Below are 16116 nucleotides of genomic sequence, written 5' to 3'. Positions count from 1 at the left end.
GCCGCCTTTTTTTTGTCCGCCACCTTCGTTCGCGCGGCCGATGGCCTATGCTGGCGAATCCCTTCCGCCACGAGGCCGCCATGCAATTCTCCGCCGCCATCCCCATCCTGCGCATCTTCTCGGTGGAGAAGGCGCGGGAGTTCTATCTGGATTTCCTGGGCTTCGAGTGGGACTGGGAACACCGCTACGAAGCGGGCATGCCGCTGTACGCGCAGGTGCACCGCGGCGATCTGGTGCTGCATCTGAGCGAGCATCATGGCGACGCCACGCCCGGGTCGGCGGTGTTCGTGCGGATGCGGGGCGTCGATGCCTTCCACGCCGAGGTGAACGCCAAGGGCTACGGCTATATGCGGCCCGGCGTGGAAGACATGCCCTGGGGCCGCGTGATGGCGGTGCTGGATCCGTTCGGCAACCGCCTCAGCTTCTGCGAACCGGAAGACTAGACACCCAGATACCGCTGCGCCAATTCCGGCTGCGCGCTGAGTTCGGCGGGGCTGCCCAGCCACACGACGCGGCCTTTTTCCAGCACGTGATGGCGGTCCACCAGCGTGGCCATCTCTTTCAGGTTCTTGTCGATCACCAGGATGGTCTGTCCTTCCTCCTTCAGGCGGCGCAGGCAGTTCCAGATTTCCTGCCGGATCAAGGGCGCCAGACCCTCGGTGGCTTCGTCCAGGACGAGCAGGCGCGGATTGATGAGGAGTGCCCGGCCCACGGCCAGCATCTGCTGTTCGCCGCCGGACAATGTGCGGGCGGATTGCGAGCGGCGCTCCTTCAGGCGCGGGAACAGCTCGAATACGCGCGCCAGGTTCCAGCCCGCCCGCGTGTTGCGGGCGGTGGCGACGAGGTTTTCCTCCACCGACAGCGAACCGAACACGCGGCGGCCTTCGGGCACCAGTCCGATGCCCAGCTGCGCGATGCGGTGCGGGGGCAGGCCGGCGATGGGCTTGCCGTCCAGGAGGATGCTGCCGCTCTGCGCCGGCAGCATGCCCATGAGCGTCTTGACGGTGGTGCTCTTGCCCATGCCGTTGCGGCCGATCAGGGACACGACCTGGCGCGGCGCAATGTCGAGGTCTACGCCGAACAGCACTTTGCTGGCGCCATAGCCGGCCTGCAATGCCTTGATTTGCAGCATCATTCCTCCTCGCCCAGATAGGCGGCGCGCACGTCGGGATGGCGGCGCACCTCGTCGGGGGTGCCGGTGAAGATCGTCTTGCCGTAGACCAGCACCGTAATGCGGTCGGCCAGCGCGAAGACCGCGTCCATGTCGTGCTCGACCAGCAGGATGGCGTAGCGGCCCTTGAGTTCCTGCAGCAGCGCCGTCATGCGCTGCGATTCTTCGGCGCCCATGCCGGCCATGGGTTCGTCCAGCAGCAGCAGGGACGCGTCCAGCGACAGTGCCATCGCCAGCTCCAGCTGCCGCTTTTCGCCATGCGCCAGGGCGGACACCTGCACGTCGCCGCGGCCGCCCAGGCCGACGCGCTCCAGCGCCTGGCGGGCGGGCTCGCGCAACTGCGGCAGGCGGCGGGCATTCTTCCACAGGTTGAAGCCGCCGGGGCTGTGCGCCTGCACGGCCATGGCGACGTTGTCTTCCGCGGTGAAACCGGGGTAGAGCTGGCTGATCTGGAACGAGCGGGCCAGCCCCGCCGCGGGCCGCTTGTATGCGGGCATGCGGGTGATGTCGCGGCCGTCGAGCAGGATGCTGCCGGCGTCCGGCAGGATCTCGCCGCTGATCTGCGACAGCAGCGTGGTCTTGCCGGCGCCGTTGGGGCCGATGAGCGCGTGCAGTTCGCCGGGCCTGACGGCCAGGTTGACGCCCTGCGTGGCGTGCACGGCGCCGAAGCGCTTCTGCAGATCGCGGATTTCCAGTTTGCGCTGGTCAGCCATGGTGCTTCCCTCCCGCGAGCCAGCCGTAGACCCCGCGCTTGCCGAACAGCACCACCAGCACCAGCACCGGGCCCAGGATGAGCATCCAGTGCTCCGTCCAGGCAGTGGCGACCTGTTCCAGACCGAGATACACGGCCACGCCCAGCACCGGTCCGAAGATCGAGCCCATGCCGCCCAGGATGACCATGGCCATCAGTTCGCCGGATTTCTGCCACGACGACATGTCCGGGCTGACGAAGAGCGCGTAGTTCGCCCACAGCGCGCCGGCCAGTCCCGTGCCGGCCGCCGACAGCACGAAGGCGGTCAGGCGGTAGCGCAGCGGCGCCAGGCCCAGGCCGATGCTGCGGCGGGGGTTCTGCTTGATGCTTTGCAGCGCCATGCCGAACGGCGAATCGACGATGCGGCGGCAGGTCAGAGCCCACGCCGTCATGAGCGCCAGGCACACGTAGTAGAAGGTGGCGGGGTGGTTCATGTCCAGGCCGGGCAGCGTGTTGCGCGCGTCGATCGAGAGGCCATCGTCACCGCCGTAGACCATCAGGCCGACGAGGATGAAGTACAGCATCTGCCCGAACGCCAGCGTGATCATGATGAACTGCACGCCCGTGGTGCGCAGCGACAGAAAACCCACCAGCAGCCCGGCCAGCGCTGCCACGGCAATGGCCAGCGGCCACATCGCCAGCGCGGCGTTGCTGCCGCCCCAGCCGAACAGCGTGTCGCCCTGGCTCAGGTGGAAACCGGCAATGCCGATGACATATCCGCCCAGGCCGAAGAAGGCGGCGTGGCCGAAGCTGACCATGGCGCCGTAGCCCAGGATCAGGTCCAGGCTGATCGCCGCGATCGCGTAGATGAGGAAGCGGGTCATCAGGTTGACCAGAAAGGTCTCGCCCGTGGCCGACGCGATGGCCGGCACCAGGGCGAACAGCAGGAACCCGATCGCGTTGACGATCAATTTTCGTGTCATGGATATCGTTCCTAACGCTGCGCGGGCACGAGGCCCCGCGGCCTGAACAGCAGCACGACGGCCATCAGGATGTAGATGCTGGCCGACACCAGGCTGGAACTGGCGGAATCCGACAGTTCGGGCGGCAACAGCCGCGACATCCAGAACGGGATGTAGGCGCGCCCCAGCGCGTCGGTCATGCCGATCATGAGCGAGCCCGCCAGCGCGCCGCGCACCGAGCCCACGCCGCCCACCACGATGACGACGAAGGTGGTGATCAGGATGCGCTCGCCCATGCCGATCTCCACCGCCAGCAGCGGCGCCGCCATGACGCCGGCGAATCCGCAGAGCAGAGCGCCGAGCGTGAAGATCAGCGTGAACAGGCGCTGGATGTTGACGCCCAGCGCGTCGACCATCTCGCCGTCGTCCGCGCCGGCGCGCACCAGCATGCCCACGCGCGTGCGCGAAATCAGCAGCCAGAGCCCGACCGCCACCAGCACGCCCGCGCCGATGAAGGCGAGCCGCATCACCGGGTAGTTCAGGCCGGGCAGCAGCCTCACGGATCCCGACAAGAACGGCGGGATATCCATGAAGGGCGGGCTGCGGCCGAACAGCACCGTGACCAGCTCGTTGGTGAACAGCGTCAGGCCCAGCGTGGCCAGCACCTGGTCCAGGTGGTCGCGGCGGTACAGGTGGCGTATGACCAGCAACTCCACCACCAGGCCATACAGCGCCGCGCCGGCAAGCGCCGCCAGCACGGCCGCGGCGAACGACCCGGTGGCGGCCGCCGCGCTGGCGGCGCAGAACGCGCCCACCATGTAGAACGAGCCGTGCGTCAGGTTGATGACGTTCATGATGCCGAACACGAGCGTCAAGCCGGCCGACAGCAGGAACAGCAGGGCGCTGTATTGCAGGCCGTTCAGGACCTGCTCCAGGAACATCAGCATGGGAATCCCCTACATCTTGCAATCCGCCGCGTGCACGTCGGTGTGGTCGCGGGCGATGACCTTGAGGTTCTTGTAAGCCAGCTTGCCGTCCGGGCCGGCTTCGATGTGCAACAGGTACCAGTCCTGGATGGGGTGCTGGTTGGGGCCGAACTTGAACTTGCCCCGCACGCTGGGGAAGTCGGCGCGCCGCAGCGCGGCCCGGAAGTCGTCGGCGCGGCCGGTGATGTCGCCATTGACCGCTTTCAGGCCGGAGGCGATGAGATTGGCGGTGTCGTAGGCCTGCGCGGCATAGGCGGTCGGCGCGCGCTTGTAGGCCTTGGTGAAGGCTTCCACGAAGTGCTTGCTTTGCGGATTGTCCAGGTCGGCGCTCCACAGCGAGCTCAGGTAGAAGCCCGCGCCCGCCGTGCCGGTGGCGGCGAGCATTCGGTCGTCCATCGAGTAGATGGGCGTGATCATCTTGATCTGGCCGGCCAGCCCGGAGTTGGCGAATTGCTTCGTCAGGTTGATGCCCGCGCCGCCCGGATGGAACTGGAAAATCGCGTCGGGATTGAGCGAGCGGATGCGCGCCAGTTCGACCGAGAAGTCCGCCTGCTCCAGCTTGGTGTAGATCTCGTCGGCGATTTCGCCCTTGTAGGTGCGCTTGAAGCCGGCGACCGCGTCGCGTCCTGCCTGGTAGTTGGGCGCCATGATGACGACGCGCTTGGCGCCGAGCTCGTTGGCCGCCATGCCGGCGGTGTCGGCGTAGGAATCGTTCTGGAACGCGACGGAGAAGTAGTTCTGGTTGCAGGCCTTGCCGGCGTAGTTGGAGGGGCCGGCGTTCAGGCTCACGTAGAAGGCGCCGGCGTTCAGCACGGTCGGGCCGACCGCGGCCATCACGTTCGAGAAATTGATGCCGGTGAACAGGCGCACGCCGCCCTGCACCATCTTGTCGGCGATCTGCTTGGCATTGGCAGGCTTGAGCGCGTCGTCCTCGACCCGCACGTTGACCGGCACGCCGCCGAGCTTGCCGCCGCCTTCCTTCACCGCCAGCATGAAGGCATCGCGTTCGTCTTCGCCGATGTAGCCGGCGGGCGTGGACAGCGTGCCGATGAAACCGATGTCCACGGGCTTGGGCTGCGCGCCGGCCGTGAACGAGGCCAGTGCCAGTGCGAGGGCGGCGGTTCCGCCGCTGAGGGTCTTCTTCATGGCTGTCTTCTCCTGTGTTGATATTTTTCTGCTACTCGACTGCTTCAACGAAAAAGTACTTCCTGGGGCGGCAAGCCGGCGCGGCGTGGGGGCCCCTTTTTGCCGCCGGGCCGCCCCAAGGCAAAAAGCGCCCCCCCCGGGGGGCAGCAAGCACGCTAGCGTGCGCGGCGTGGGGGCCGTCCTTACTCTAGGCAGTTTTCCACTTTCCACCCGTACAGCCACTGCAACGCGTCGTAAAACTGGGACTGGCTGCGGCCCGTCCACAGCATGTTGCGCACGGTGCGTTCGACGCCCCACGCGTGATAAAGCCTGCCCATTTCCCGCGTGGACCAGACCACGCGCGCGCTGCGCGGGATGCGGACCGATTCGTAGCGGCGGAAGGCGGCTTCCAGGTCATGCCCGCTCTGCCGGACGGCTTCGCCCAGCGTTACCGCGTCCTCCAGCGCCATGCAGGCGCCCTGGGCCATGTATTGCGTCATGGGGTGCGCGGCGTCGCCCAGGATGGTGACGCGGCCCTGGCCCCAGCGCTCCACGGGCTCGCGGTCGGCGGTGGCCCAGCGCTTCCAGGAGGTGGGGCGGTCCAGCATCTGGTGCGGGCGCGGGTGGATGCCTTCGAAGTAAGACAGCACTTCTTCTTTGCTGCCTTCGCGCACCCCCCATTCTTCCTGTTCGCGGCTATGGAAGGTCACCACAAGGTTGTATTGCTGGCCGCCACGCAAGGGGTAATGCACCAGATGGCAGTGCGGACCCGCCCACAGCACGGGAGCGTTGATGCGCAATTCCTCCGGCATGTTCTCGCGTTCGACCACGGCGCGGTACACGACGTGGCCCGTCACCCGCGCTGGATCACCCACCATGCGCTCGCGGATCACGGATTTCACGCCGTCCGCGCCTACCACCGCGTCGGCGCGGTAGCGGTTGCCCTGCGTGTCCACGACTTCCACGCCCTTGCCGTCCTGCGACATTGCGGCGATCTGCGTGGACGTGCGGAAGCTGATCAGCGGATTCTGTTGCACCGCTTCGAGGATCGAAAGGTGGATGTCGGCGCGGTGGATGACGGCGTAGGGGCCGCCGAAGCGTTGGCGGAAGGCGTCGCCCGTGTCGATGCGCACAACTTCCCGGGCGTCCACGGCGTCCATCATGATGATGTGGTCGGTGAATACGGCGCGTTCTCGCGCCGCCGGGCCTACGCCCAGGGCGTCCAGCGCCGCGAAGGCATTGGGCCCGAGCTGAATGCCGGCGCCGATCTCGCCGATGTGCGCGGCCTGCTCCAGCAGCTGCACCGCGATCCCCTGGCGGGTCAGCGCCAGCGCGGCGGCCAGGCCGCCGATGCCGCCGCCCACCACGATGATCGATTGCCCGGTGGACGTCGATTGTTGCGTTGCGTTCATATCCGGCCTCCGCGCCGTTCAGTCCCGGCCGCCCAGGAATGCGCCTTGCCGGCGCAACTGCGCCTGCAAGGCGGGGATGGAAACATCGGCCGGCGGGATGCCGGCCTGCAGCGCCATTGCGGATGCGGTGCCCGCGGCTTCGCCCATCACGAAGCAGCTGCCGCTGACGCGGGCGGCGGACTGGCCTTCGTGTGTCATGGACGCGCAGCGTCCGGCCACCAGCACGTTGTCCGCCACGCCGGCGCCGCGCCGGGGCACCATCATGCGGAAGGGCAGCTGGTTGTAGCCGCGCGATTGCGGAATGGGCGGCCAGACCCATTGCACGTCGCCGGCGGTATGCATCTCCAGGGGCCAGCCGTTGACGCCGATGCTGTCCTCGAAATCGGCGCAGCCGAGCACGTCCTCCCGGGTCAGCACGGCTTCGCCCACGATGCGGCGGGTTTCGCGGATCCCCAGCTGGGGGGCGATGTCCAGCACATAGGCATTCTCGAATCCCGGCACCTTGGCGCGCAGGAAGGCCAGGTATTGCACGATCTGGCGGCGGCCCTCCAGTTCGCCGGCAGACAGCGAACCAGCGTCGGTGCCGTCCGCCGCGCTGCCGTCGGCGTTGGCCAGCTGCGTCACGTTGACCCGCCATTCATAGTCGTGCTTTTGCGGGCGCACGATGGCGCCGCGGCGCGGGAAAGTGAACTCGCCGCTGGCTGCGGCCTGGTCCATCAGCTGCGGGATGGTCTTCCACGCCTCCTGGGCGCGCGCGCCGTCCACGTTGCCCACCTTGAACATCAGCGTGGGGTAGAGCATGTGGCCACGCTCGTCGCCTTTCTCGAAGGGCAGGCCGCCCCATTGGGCGATGTCGGCGTCGCCCGAGCAATCGATGAAGAGGCGCGCGCGCACGGCGCAGCGGCCGGACTTGGTTTCCAGGAACAATGCATCCACGCGGCCGTCCGCGCCGCGCGCGACGCCCGTGGCCAGGGCGTGGAACAGCACCTGCGCGCCGCTGTCCTGCACCAGGCTGTCCGCCGCGCATTTGAAGGCCGAGATGTCATAGGCCTGGGCGTGGATCTTGCCCAGGATCAGGTGCGGGTCGTTCAGGCCGTCCATGGCGCGCATGCGGTCCAGCAGTTCGTCGGTCATGCCATGGACCACCTGCCGAATATCGCCGTGGATATTGGCGTGCAGCCCGCAGAAGTTGGACACCCCCGCCGCCGTGCCCATGCCGCCCAGGAAGCCGTAGCGCTCCACCAGCAGCACGCTGGCGCCGTTGCGCGCCGCGCTGGCGGCGGCCAGCAGGCCGGCGGGGCCGCCGCCCAGCACGACGACATCGAATTCGCCGTAAAGGGGGACCTGGCGGGCGGGTTCGGTGATGACCATCGGATTCTCCTTGCTTGTACTGACAGGTTGCTTGGCGCCAGCGCTATTGGCCCTTGATGCCCAGCTTGCGGATCAGGGGCTCCCAGCGCTTGAGCTCATCGTCCATGTAGCCGCGGAATTCGGCCGGCGTGCTGCCCACCGGATCCATGAACTGGGCCTGTAGCCGCTTGGCCACTTCCGGGTCGCGGATGGCCTGGATCAGCGCGTCGGACAGTTTTTTCTGGACATCGGCGGGCACCTTGGACGACATCACGAAGCCGATCCACGCGGAGCCCTCGATGCCCGGCACGCCCACTTCCGCCAGCGTCGGGATGTCCGGCAGCAGGGAAGAACGCTTGGACGAGGTGACGGCCAGCGCTTTCAGGCGGCCGTCTTTCACCATGGGCATGACCGCGATCGGCGGAAGCGCGGCGAACTGCGTGTCCCCAGACAGCAGCGAGGTCAGCGCGGCGGGCGACGAGGGGTAGGGAACGTGGGTGGCGTGCGCGCCGATCTGCTGCAGCATCAATTCCACGGCCAGGTGCGACACGGTGCCCGCGCCCGGCGACGGGAAGTTGTACTTGTCGGGATGCTTCTTGAGCGCGCCCAGCAACTGGCCGACGTTGTCGATGCCAGCGGTGGCGGGCACGACGAGAACGTTGGGCTGGTGCACCGCGAGCGTCAGCGGCGACAGGTCGGTTGCGGGCGCGTAGGGCAGCTTGTCGAACAGCAGGGTGTTGTTGACCAACGGACCCGTGATCGAGACGCCGAAGGTATAGCCGTCTGGCTTGGCATTGGCGATGGCGTAGGTGCCGATGTTGCCGCTGGCGCCCGGCTTGTTCTCGATCACGATCGTCTGGCCCAGGATGGCGCCGGCCTTTTCGCCGACGATGCGGGCCACCTGGTCGGGGCTGGAACCCGGGCCGAACGGCACAATGGCCTTGAGCGGCTGGGCGGGCCAGGCGTCGGCATGCGCCGCGCCCAGTGGGGCCAGGGCGGCGAGCCCCAGCGCCATCGCGTGGAGCGCGATGCGGCGCGCGAGCTTCTGCGCGGCGGCCGGCGTCGAGAACTCATGCATGGGTGTCTCCCAGGTCTTTCATGCTGTTGAAGTAGGTCTGTTCATTGGCGATGAAGGCGGCGACCATCGCGCGGTAAGTGGCGTCCACCACCTGATCCAGGTTGGCGAAGCCCTGGTTGTGGCGTTCGGCCAGCCGGCGGGCCTTCTCGAAGACCTGGGCCTGGCGGGCGGGCGCGCTGACCTGGAAGGCATCGCGCTTGAAGCGCGCGGCGTCCTTAACGTACATGGCGCGTTCGGCGATCAGGCGGACGATGTCGTCGTCCAGCCGGTCGATATTGGCCCGCACGTCGGCCAGCGTGGCGCAGAGCGGGCGGTAGGAGGGGTCGGTGTAGGCGCGCAGCGGAGCGCCTTGGGCGTCGGGTTCCTGGTTCGTCATTGGGCGAAGTCCGGTTGCTGGGAGGGCGCGGCCTGCTGGAAGGCGGGTTGCCCGTTGCAGTGTTCGTGGATGCGCAGCACGCGCGGGTAGGCGGAGAGGTCGCAGCCCATGCGCAGGGCGTTCGCCACCTGCGGCACCAGGCAGCAATCCGCCAGGGTGGGCGCGTCGCCGAAGCAGTAAGCGCCGTGGCCATGGCGGGCCAGCAGCGCTTCCACGGCCGTCAGGCCTTCCCGGATCCAATGCTGGTACCAGGTGTTCTTCTGTTCATCGCTCGCGCCTAGCACGTCCTGCAGATAGCGCAGGATGCGCATGTTGTTGACGGGATGGATGTCGCAGGAGATGGCGTCGGACAGTTCCAGCACGCGCGCGCGCGCCAGGGTGTCCGCGGGGATCAGGCGCGGCTCGGGATGCGTGGCGTCCAGGTAGTCGATGATGGCCAGCGACTGCGACAGTTGGACGTCTCCGTCGACCAGCAGAGGCACGCCCGCCGACGGATTCAGGGCCACGTAGTCCGTGGCGCGCTGCTCTTGCTTGCGCAGGTTCACGGGCAGGTAGCCGTAGGACAGGCCCTTGAGCGCCAGTGCGATGCGCACGCGGTAGGAAGTGGAACTGTTGAAGAAGCTATGGAGTTGCATGGAAGGGGCGTCGTTGAGAACGGTAGTCCGTGGTGGGATCGGTCCGGGGCTGCTATTCGGCCGTGATGCCGGTGCGCGCGACGATGTCGTCCCAGCGCTTGGCGTCGCGGGCGATGAGGGACCCGAATTCGGCGGGTGACGAGGTGGCGGGAACCATGCCTTGCGCGTCGAACGCGGCGGCGGTGGCGGGCGTCTTGAGCACGGCGTTGATCTCCTGGTTCATGCGGTCGATGATGGCCGGCGGCGTGCCTTTGGGCGCCAGCACGCCGTACCACATGTCCACGTCCGCGCCTTGCAGGCCCGCCTCGGTCAGCGTGGGCGTGTCGGGCAGCTGCGGCAGGCGCTTCGGGCTGCCCGTGGCGATCACCTTCAGTTTCCCGGCATGCACTTGCGGCAGCGCCACGTGCACGGGCAGGAACATGTAGTCCAGCCGGCCGCCGAGCATGTCGGTGACGGCGCCCGCCGTGCCCTTGTAGGGAACGTGCAGCATGGAGGCGCCGGTGCGGTCCAGGAACAGCGCCATCGAGAGATGGTGCGGCGTGCCCACGCCGGGCGTTCCGTAGCTGAGCTTGCCGGGCGCGGCCTTGGCGGCCTTGACGACGTCGGCGACCGTGTTGGCGGGGTTGGAAGGATGCGTCACCAGCAGGAGAGAGCCCCAGGAGGTGAGGCCCACGGGCGCGAAGTCCTGCTGCGGATCGAAACGCAGCTTGCCCTTGTAGAGGCTGCTGTTCATGACGAACGTATTCACCGTTACCAGGAAGGTGTAGCCGTCGGGCGCGGCGCGCGCTACTTTTTCGGTGCCGATATTGCCGCTGGCGCCCGCCAGGTTTTCGACCACGACGGGCTGGCCGAGCGTCTGGGGCAGGCTGGCCGCCAACTGGCGGGCGATCAGGTCGATACCCGTGCCCGGCGTGAACGGCACGACCAGCGTGACGGGGCGCTCAGGCCATGAGGCGGCGTGGCTTGCGGCAACGCCGAGCGCGAGGATCGCCGTGGCCAGGATGCGTATGAACTTGCACATGGTTTGTCTCCAATCTTGTCGCCGGTCAGGCGCCGGCTTGTTGAGGGCGGGCGGCCTGGGGCCGCGCCTGCCCGTGGGCGCGGGCTACACGTAGGGAGCCCGTGCTTTCAGCGCGGCGGGGTCGAATCCCGCTACCTCCTTGTAGCGGCGCGATATGCCTTCCAGCTCTTCGCGGCTGATGACGTCTTCGATCCGGGCGTAGGGCTTGTCCGCCGAACGCACGTGCGCTTCGCGCAGGATGGCGTCGGGCGGGTTGCTGCGATTGGTCAGGACGACGCGCGTCGTCGCCTCGACGCGGACGCGGTCGTAGTCCTGCAGCGCCTCGGCGGTCAGACCGGCGCGCTTGAGCTGGCCGGTCAGGTAGCGGGCGTCGACCACGGCCTGTCCCGCGCCATTGGAGCCGCGCGGCACCATGGGATGGGCGGCGTCGCCGAGCAGTGTCATGCGGCCTTGCGTCCAGGTGGGCAGCGGGTCCTGGTCCACCATGGGATATTCCAGGATCGCGTCGGCGTCCTGGATCAGGCGCGCCACGTCCAGCCAGTCGAAGTGCCAGCCGGAGAAGGCGGGGAAAAAGTCTTCCAGCCTGCCGCTGCGGTTCCAGTCGCGGACGGCGGGTTGGGCGGCTTCGATCTCGGCCACCCAGTTCACCAGCTGGTTGCCGTCGGCGTCGATGTTGTCGCGGATGGGGTAGATGACCATCTTGCCGGTGGACAGCCAGCCGGCGCGCACCATGCTGGCGCCGGAGAGAAAGGGCTTGCAGCGAGTGGTGCCGCGCCACATGTTCACGCCGGAATAGCGGGGCGCGCCTTCCTGGGGGTAAAGCTGCTTGCGCAGCACCGAGTGGATGCCGTCGCAGCCCACCGCGATGCGACCGCGCACCGGGGGCAGCGCGTTGCCGTCGTTGTCCTGGAAGCGCGCCGTGACGGAATCGGCGTCCTGCTCCACGCCCGTGCACCGCGCGTCGACCACCACGCTGTCGTCGCCCAGGCGCTGGCGCACGGCGGCAAGCAAGGCCATTTGCAGATCGCCGCGATGGATGGAGTACTGCGGCCAGTCGTAGCCCGCGTCGATGCCGGCGGGCTCGCCATAGATGAACTGGCCATGCCGCGTATAGAACACCGACTCGCGCGTGCGCACGGCGATCTTGTCCAGGGCGGGCAGGAGGCCCAGCTCGTCGAGTTCGCGGGTGGCGTGGGGCAGCAGGTTGATCCCCACGCCCAGCGGCTTGATCTCGCGCACGGCTTCGTACACCCGGCAGGCGATGCCGGCCTGGTGCAGGCTCAGCGCCAGCACCAGGCCCCCCACGCCGGCGCCGACAATGATCACATCGGTGTCTGTTTTCATGGCTACACCATCTCCACGCTGAGCGTGCCCAGGCCGTCGACGCCGCCGACCATCCGGTCGCCGCGCACCACCGGGCCCACGCCTTCGGGCGTGCCTGTATAGATCAGGTCGCCGGCTTCCAGCCGGAAGTACCTGGAGAGGTAGGAGACCGTTTCGGCCACGGACCAGATCAGCTTGCCGATGTCGCTTTTCTGCTTGTTGGTGCCGTTGACCTGCAGCCAGATGCCGGCCTTGCCGATGTTCTGGACGGAGGCGGCGGGATGCAGGGGGCCGATGGGGCCGCTCAGGTCGAAGGCCTTGCCCAGTTCCCAGGGGCGGCCGGCCTCGCGCATCTTCATCTGCAGGTCGCGGCGCGTCATGTCCAGGCCGACGGCGTAGCCCCAGACGTGTTCGAGCGCCTGAGCGACGGGAATGTCGGCGCCGCCGCGGCCGATGGCCGCGACCAGCTCGATTTCGTAGTGCAGGTTGGACGTCTCGGGCGGATAGGGCAGCGAGAGCGTGCTGCCTTCGGCCACGGGCACCACGGCGTCGGCGGGCTTGCAGAAGAAGAACGGCGGTTCGCGGTCGGGGTCGAAGCCCATCTCCCTGGCATGGGCGGCGTAGTTGCGGCCCACGCAGTAGACGCGGCGCACGGGAAAGCTGTCCCGGCCGCCGGCCACGGGCACGGCGACGGGGGCGGCGGGATCAAAGACGAAAGACATGGATCACCCTTTGTGCGGGACACGCACGGAATGGAATCGGAAAGGCTGCGGCGGGCGCCTTGCGCGCAGTCGCGGCCGGGAGCTTTCAGCCGACGCGGGCTTCGCGCCAGGTGCCCAGCGCGTCCTGTACCGGACGGTCGGAATAGCTGAACAGCGTGGCGTCTTCCAGCGCGGCAAGTTCCACCGGCATCCAGGACGGCGCGACGAAGACGTCGCGCGGGCTGAAGTGGAATTCCTGGTCGCCGATGCGCGCTGTGCCGCGGCCCTCGACCACGCTGTAGACCGTGGAGTCGGTGCTGCGGTAGGGCTTGCCCTGGAAGCCGGCCGGCAGGAACTGCATGAAGGTGGCCATGGTCGGCATGGGATAGCCGCCGGTGGCCGGGTTCAGGTAGCGCAGCTTTACGCCATCCCACGGATCGAGTTCGCCGTGGCGGTAGAGCTGGTCCAGCGCCTCGCGGCTGCGCTCGTAGGGATAGTTGAAGATGGGCGAAGTGCCGCTGGCGGCCTGGTGGCGCACCGGCATCATGTTGTGGCCGTAGCGCGCCATGCTGTCGCCTTCGGGGCGCGTGACCGGCTGGGTGGACGACGGGTAGTTCTCGGCGAAGCCCGCATCCAGGAAGCGCAGCAGGGGGATGTCCAGGCCATCGAGCCACACCACCGGTTCGCCGCCCTCGGCGGTTTCGGCGTTGCCGTGGTCGTGCCAGGTCCAGGACGGCGTGATGATGAAGTCGCCCGGGCGCATAGTGGTGCGCTCGCCGTTGACGGCGGTGTAGGCGCCGCGGCCTTCCACGATGAAGCGCAGCGCCGATTGCGTATGGCGATGGCTGGGCGCGATCTCGCCGGGCAGGATCAGCTGCAGGCCGGCGTACAGGCTCTGCGTGATGCTGGCCTGGCCGGGCAGGCCGGGGTTCTCCAGGATGAGCACGCGCCGCACGGCTTCCTCGGCGCTGATGAGCGCGCCGGAGGCCATGACGTCGTCGCGTACGTCGTCGTATTTCCAGAGAGCGGGCACGCAGCGCGGCGCGGGTTCGCGCGGCACCAGGTTGTGCAGCGACTCCCAGAGGGGAGCCATGTGTTTCTTGGCGATGCGCGCGTAGTAGGCGGCGCGATCGGCGTCGGGGAGGGGACCGTCGGGCATGCTTGTCTCCGGAATGTCCGGCTGGCGCCGGCTTCTGCGGGTGGCCGCCGCGTGGTTCGCGGCTGATCCTGTTGTGGAGACGATTATGCGAAAGCAGCTATGTGTTTTGAAATGAAATTATCTTATTATCCATATCAATAAGAATATACATACGAGACAAATGAGGGCTGTATGGACTGGACTCATCGATTGCGCCTGCGCAATCTGAAAATGCTGCTCAGCCTGGCCCAGACCCGCAACATCAGCCACTCGGCGGCGATGCTCAACACCACGCAGCCGGGCTTGTCCAAGTGGCTGAAGGATCTGGAAGACGACATCGGGTTGCCGCTGTTCGAGCGCCACGCGCGCGGCTTGCGGCCGACGCCGCACGGCGATGTGCTGATCGCCCATGCCCAGCGCGTCGAGGCGCAGCTGGACCGCGCCAGCGCGGACATGGCGGCGCTGCGCGAAGGCGGGGGCGGCAGGGTGGTGATCGGCGCGTCGGGCGCGTCGGCTTCGGACACGGTGCCGCTGGCGGTGATGAAGCTGCTGGAGCGCATGCCCCAGGCGCGCGTGAAGCTGGTCGAGGGCACCACCGACCATCTGCTGGCGCAGCTGGCCCAGGGCGACCTGGACATCGTGGTGGGCCGCTCGGCGCCCGAGCACCACGATCCCGCCATCCGCTTCGAGGCCCTGTACCTGGAGCCCATCCACCTGGTGGCTCGGCCCCGGCATCCCCTGTTCGCGGTGGAGCAGCCGTCCTGGCAGGACCTGCTGTCCTATCGCTGGATCCTCTGGCCCAAGGGTACGCCCATCCGCAACGCGGTGGATGCGGCCCTGGCGGCGGCGGGGCAGGCGCCCCCGCCCGACCACGTGGAGTCCAACTCCGTGACGGTCAATCTCACGTTGATCAACAACAGCGACATGATCGGCGTCGCCTCGCATCGCGCCGCGCTTCGCTTTTCGCAGATGCGCGCTATGCGTGTCATTCCCGTGCGGCTGTCCGGGTTCGGCTCGGTGGCCATGTACTGGCGCGAGGATCCCTTCCGCCCGGTCGCCGTGCAGGAGGCCATGACGGCCCTGCGCAATACGGTCGCGGAACATGCCCCGGGCGCGGCGAGGGCGTGATGGATACGCCGGGCGCGGGCCTGAACGCGCTGATCGCGCAATGCCGCAAGCTGGAGGCCGCGCTGCCCGGGCAGGATGAGCCGTCCGCGTCGGCGGCGATGCACCGCTTCGTGGCCGCCATGGACGCGCGCCGCGCGCCGGCCGGCATGTGGTCGCCCCTGGTGCTGGCCGTGCTGGTGATGATGGGTGGGTTGGGCGTGGGTATCGGGGCGCTGGACCTGCTGCTGCGGGACGCAGGGTCGGCGCTGGCGGCCTTCGCGCTGGTGCTGGTCTGCGCCGGCATGGCGCTGGCGCTGGCGATCGGCGTGGTCTCGTTCATGGGCGGGCACGCCTTCGGCCTGGTGGTGCTGAAACGCCTGGCCCTGGGCCTGGTCGCTGTCGGCATCCTGGGCGTCATCGCCTGGACTCAGGGCGACATGCGGGCCGTGGGGCCTGTGGTGGCGCTGTTGGCGGGGCTGGGGGCCTGGCTGGTGATGAACAGTAATGGGTTCTATGTGTTTGCCGGGTACCAGATGGCGCGGCGGTACATGGAGCGGGAGCGGGGGAAGTGATGGGACGGGGCTTTGAAATGCCAGCCGTCTCAGTGTCTGACACCCTTACGGGATGCCGGTACGAACCAGAGCGGTGCTTCCCGGGTGTCTGACACGCATCTGCGGCAATGGCATCCTTCTCGGTGTCAGACACCCGGGGCGGTGACTTCAAGTTCGTCGCGCTCTGCCGTAAGGGTGTCAGACACTGTGCATGGCCAGTGTCTGACACCCTTACGGGATGCCGGTGCGAACCAGAGCGGTGCTTCCCGGGTGTCTGACACGCATTTGCGGCAATGGCATCCTTCTCGGTGTCAGACACCCGGGGCGGTGACTTCAAGTTCGTCGCGCTCTGCCGTAAGGGTGTCAGACACTGTGCATGGCCAGTGTCAGACACCCTTACGGGACGCCGGTGCGAACCAGAGCGGTGCTTCCCGGGTGTCTGACACGCATCTGCGGCAATGGCATCCTTCTCGGTGTCAGACACCCGGG

17 protein-coding genes are annotated in these 16116 nt (G+C 67.8%); 3 read left to right on the top strand and 14 right to left on the bottom strand.

Annotation, left to right across the window (positions count from 1 at the left end):
* Positions 1–80 precede the first annotated feature (80 nt).
* Entirely contained in the window at positions 81–443 is a 363-nt protein-coding gene (locus AGI3411_RS27420; protein ID WP_129530509.1) for a glyoxalase superfamily protein, read from the top strand.
* Here AGI3411_RS27420 and AGI3411_RS27415 read toward each other — a convergent pair.
* The 14 genes from AGI3411_RS27415 to gtdA form a co-directional block, all read right to left on the bottom strand.
* Entirely contained in the window at positions 440–1132 is a 693-nt protein-coding gene (locus tag AGI3411_RS27415; RefSeq protein WP_129530470.1) for an ABC transporter ATP-binding protein, read from the bottom strand. The genes AGI3411_RS27420 and AGI3411_RS27415 overlap by 4 nt on opposite strands.
* Positions 1132–1884: an ABC transporter ATP-binding protein gene (locus AGI3411_RS27410; RefSeq protein ID WP_129530469.1), complete on the bottom strand. Its 753-nt coding sequence runs from the start codon at positions 1882–1884 to the stop codon at positions 1132–1134. Before AGI3411_RS27410 ends, AGI3411_RS27415 begins: the two co-directional genes overlap by 1 nt.
* The gene (locus tag AGI3411_RS27405; RefSeq protein ID WP_129530468.1) at positions 1877–2845 is read right to left on the bottom strand and encodes a branched-chain amino acid ABC transporter permease; all 969 of its coding nucleotides are present in this window, start codon (positions 2843–2845) and stop codon (positions 1877–1879) included. The genes AGI3411_RS27410 and AGI3411_RS27405 overlap by 8 nt, the downstream gene beginning before the upstream one ends.
* Positions 2846–2856: 11 nt before the next feature.
* Complete coding sequence (locus AGI3411_RS27400; protein WP_129530467.1) at positions 2857–3771, bottom strand: branched-chain amino acid ABC transporter permease; 915 nt, start codon at positions 3769–3771, stop codon at positions 2857–2859.
* A 9-nt stretch (positions 3772–3780) separates the two neighbouring features.
* Positions 3781–4956, bottom strand: coding sequence for an ABC transporter substrate-binding protein (locus AGI3411_RS27395; RefSeq protein WP_129530466.1), 1176 nt, complete (start codon positions 4954–4956; stop codon positions 3781–3783).
* Between the two features lie 182 nt (positions 4957–5138).
* The gene (locus AGI3411_RS27390; RefSeq protein ID WP_129530465.1) at positions 5139–6347 is read right to left on the bottom strand and encodes a 3-hydroxybenzoate 6-monooxygenase; all 1209 of its coding nucleotides are present in this window, start codon (positions 6345–6347) and stop codon (positions 5139–5141) included.
* Positions 6348–6365: 18 nt separating this feature from the next.
* Positions 6366–7718, bottom strand: coding sequence for an FAD-dependent oxidoreductase (locus AGI3411_RS27385; RefSeq protein ID WP_129530464.1), 1353 nt, complete (start codon positions 7716–7718; stop codon positions 6366–6368).
* Between the two features lie 43 nt (positions 7719–7761).
* On the bottom strand, positions 7762–8775 hold the full coding sequence (locus tag AGI3411_RS27380) for a Bug family tripartite tricarboxylate transporter substrate binding protein (protein WP_129530463.1): 1014 nt from the start codon (positions 8773–8775) through the stop codon (positions 7762–7764).
* Positions 8768–9151: a chorismate mutase gene (locus AGI3411_RS27375; protein WP_129530462.1), complete on the bottom strand. Its 384-nt coding sequence runs from the start codon at positions 9149–9151 to the stop codon at positions 8768–8770. The genes AGI3411_RS27380 and AGI3411_RS27375 overlap by 8 nt, the downstream gene beginning before the upstream one ends.
* Positions 9148–9786, bottom strand: a complete 639-nt coding sequence (gene maiA, locus AGI3411_RS27370; protein WP_129530461.1) for a maleylacetoacetate isomerase — start codon at positions 9784–9786, stop codon at positions 9148–9150. The genes AGI3411_RS27375 and maiA overlap by 4 nt, the downstream gene beginning before the upstream one ends.
* Before the next feature lie 52 nt (positions 9787–9838).
* A complete protein-coding gene (locus AGI3411_RS27365; RefSeq protein WP_129530460.1) occupies positions 9839–10807 on the bottom strand; it encodes a Bug family tripartite tricarboxylate transporter substrate binding protein in 969 nt (322 codons plus the stop codon).
* 84 nt (positions 10808–10891) lie between these two features.
* The gene (locus AGI3411_RS27360) at positions 10892–12151 is read right to left on the bottom strand and encodes a flavin-dependent oxidoreductase (protein ID WP_129530459.1); all 1260 of its coding nucleotides are present in this window, start codon (positions 12149–12151) and stop codon (positions 10892–10894) included.
* Positions 12152–12153: 2 nt separating this feature from the next.
* Entirely contained in the window at positions 12154–12852 is a 699-nt protein-coding gene (locus tag AGI3411_RS27355; RefSeq protein ID WP_129530458.1) for a fumarylacetoacetate hydrolase family protein, read from the bottom strand.
* Between the two features lie 85 nt (positions 12853–12937).
* Positions 12938–13990: a gentisate 1,2-dioxygenase gene (gene gtdA, locus AGI3411_RS27350; RefSeq protein ID WP_129530457.1), complete on the bottom strand. Its 1053-nt coding sequence runs from the start codon at positions 13988–13990 to the stop codon at positions 12938–12940.
* 171 nt (positions 13991–14161) lie between these two features.
* On the opposite strand from gtdA, the gene AGI3411_RS27345 reads away from it, so the two are divergent.
* Together AGI3411_RS27345 and AGI3411_RS27340 are read left to right on the top strand one after the other, a co-directional pair.
* Positions 14162–15097 (top strand): LysR family transcriptional regulator, encoded by a 936-nt coding sequence (locus AGI3411_RS27345; protein WP_129530456.1) that lies wholly within the window; start codon positions 14162–14164, stop codon positions 15095–15097.
* Positions 15097–15648, top strand: coding sequence for a hypothetical protein (locus AGI3411_RS27340; RefSeq protein WP_129530508.1), 552 nt, complete (start codon positions 15097–15099; stop codon positions 15646–15648). The genes AGI3411_RS27345 and AGI3411_RS27340 overlap by 1 nt, the downstream gene beginning before the upstream one ends.
* The last annotated feature ends 468 nt before the right edge of the window (positions 15649–16116 follow it).

Source organism: Achromobacter agilis, from assembly GCF_900496965.1.
In the GTDB taxonomy this organism is placed as follows: domain Bacteria; phylum Pseudomonadota; class Gammaproteobacteria; order Burkholderiales; family Burkholderiaceae_B; genus Achromobacter; species Achromobacter agilis.
This window is presented reverse-complemented; position numbering and strand designations above follow the sequence as displayed.

Coding starts and splice junctions, on each gene's coding strand:
- AGI3411_RS27405 (WP_129530468.1), bottom strand. CDS start 2,845: ATGACACGAAAATTGATCGTCAACGCGATCGGGTTCCTGCTGTTCGCC.
- AGI3411_RS27380 (WP_129530463.1), bottom strand. CDS start 8,775: ATGCATGAGTTCTCGACGCCGGCCGCCGCGCAGAAGCTCGCGCGCCGC.
- AGI3411_RS27385 (WP_129530464.1), bottom strand. CDS start 7,718: ATGGTCATCACCGAACCCGCCCGCCAGGTCCCCCTTTACGGCGAATTC.
- AGI3411_RS27410 (WP_129530469.1), bottom strand. CDS start 1,884: ATGGCTGACCAGCGCAAACTGGAAATCCGCGATCTGCAGAAGCGCTTC.
- AGI3411_RS27395 (WP_129530466.1), bottom strand. CDS start 4,956: ATGAAGAAGACCCTCAGCGGCGGAACCGCCGCCCTCGCACTGGCACTG.
- AGI3411_RS27420 (WP_129530509.1), top strand. CDS start 81: ATGCAATTCTCCGCCGCCATCCCCATCCTGCGCATCTTCTCGGTGGAG.
- maiA (WP_129530461.1), bottom strand. CDS start 9,786: ATGCAACTCCATAGCTTCTTCAACAGTTCCACTTCCTACCGCGTGCGC.
- AGI3411_RS27415 (WP_129530470.1), bottom strand. CDS start 1,132: ATGCTGCAAATCAAGGCATTGCAGGCCGGCTATGGCGCCAGCAAAGTG.
- AGI3411_RS27355 (WP_129530458.1), bottom strand. CDS start 12,852: ATGTCTTTCGTCTTTGATCCCGCCGCCCCCGTCGCCGTGCCCGTGGCC.
- AGI3411_RS27340 (WP_129530508.1), top strand. CDS start 15,097: ATGGATACGCCGGGCGCGGGCCTGAACGCGCTGATCGCGCAATGCCGC.
- AGI3411_RS27360 (WP_129530459.1), bottom strand. CDS start 12,151: ATGAAAACAGACACCGATGTGATCATTGTCGGCGCCGGCGTGGGGGGC.
- AGI3411_RS27390 (WP_129530465.1), bottom strand. CDS start 6,347: ATGAACGCAACGCAACAATCGACGTCCACCGGGCAATCGATCATCGTG.
- AGI3411_RS27365 (WP_129530460.1), bottom strand. CDS start 10,807: ATGTGCAAGTTCATACGCATCCTGGCCACGGCGATCCTCGCGCTCGGC.
- gtdA (WP_129530457.1), bottom strand. CDS start 13,990: ATGCCCGACGGTCCCCTCCCCGACGCCGATCGCGCCGCCTACTACGCG.
- AGI3411_RS27375 (WP_129530462.1), bottom strand. CDS start 9,151: ATGACGAACCAGGAACCCGACGCCCAAGGCGCTCCGCTGCGCGCCTAC.
- AGI3411_RS27345 (WP_129530456.1), top strand. CDS start 14,162: ATGGACTGGACTCATCGATTGCGCCTGCGCAATCTGAAAATGCTGCTC.
- AGI3411_RS27400 (WP_129530467.1), bottom strand. CDS start 3,771: ATGCTGATGTTCCTGGAGCAGGTCCTGAACGGCCTGCAATACAGCGCC.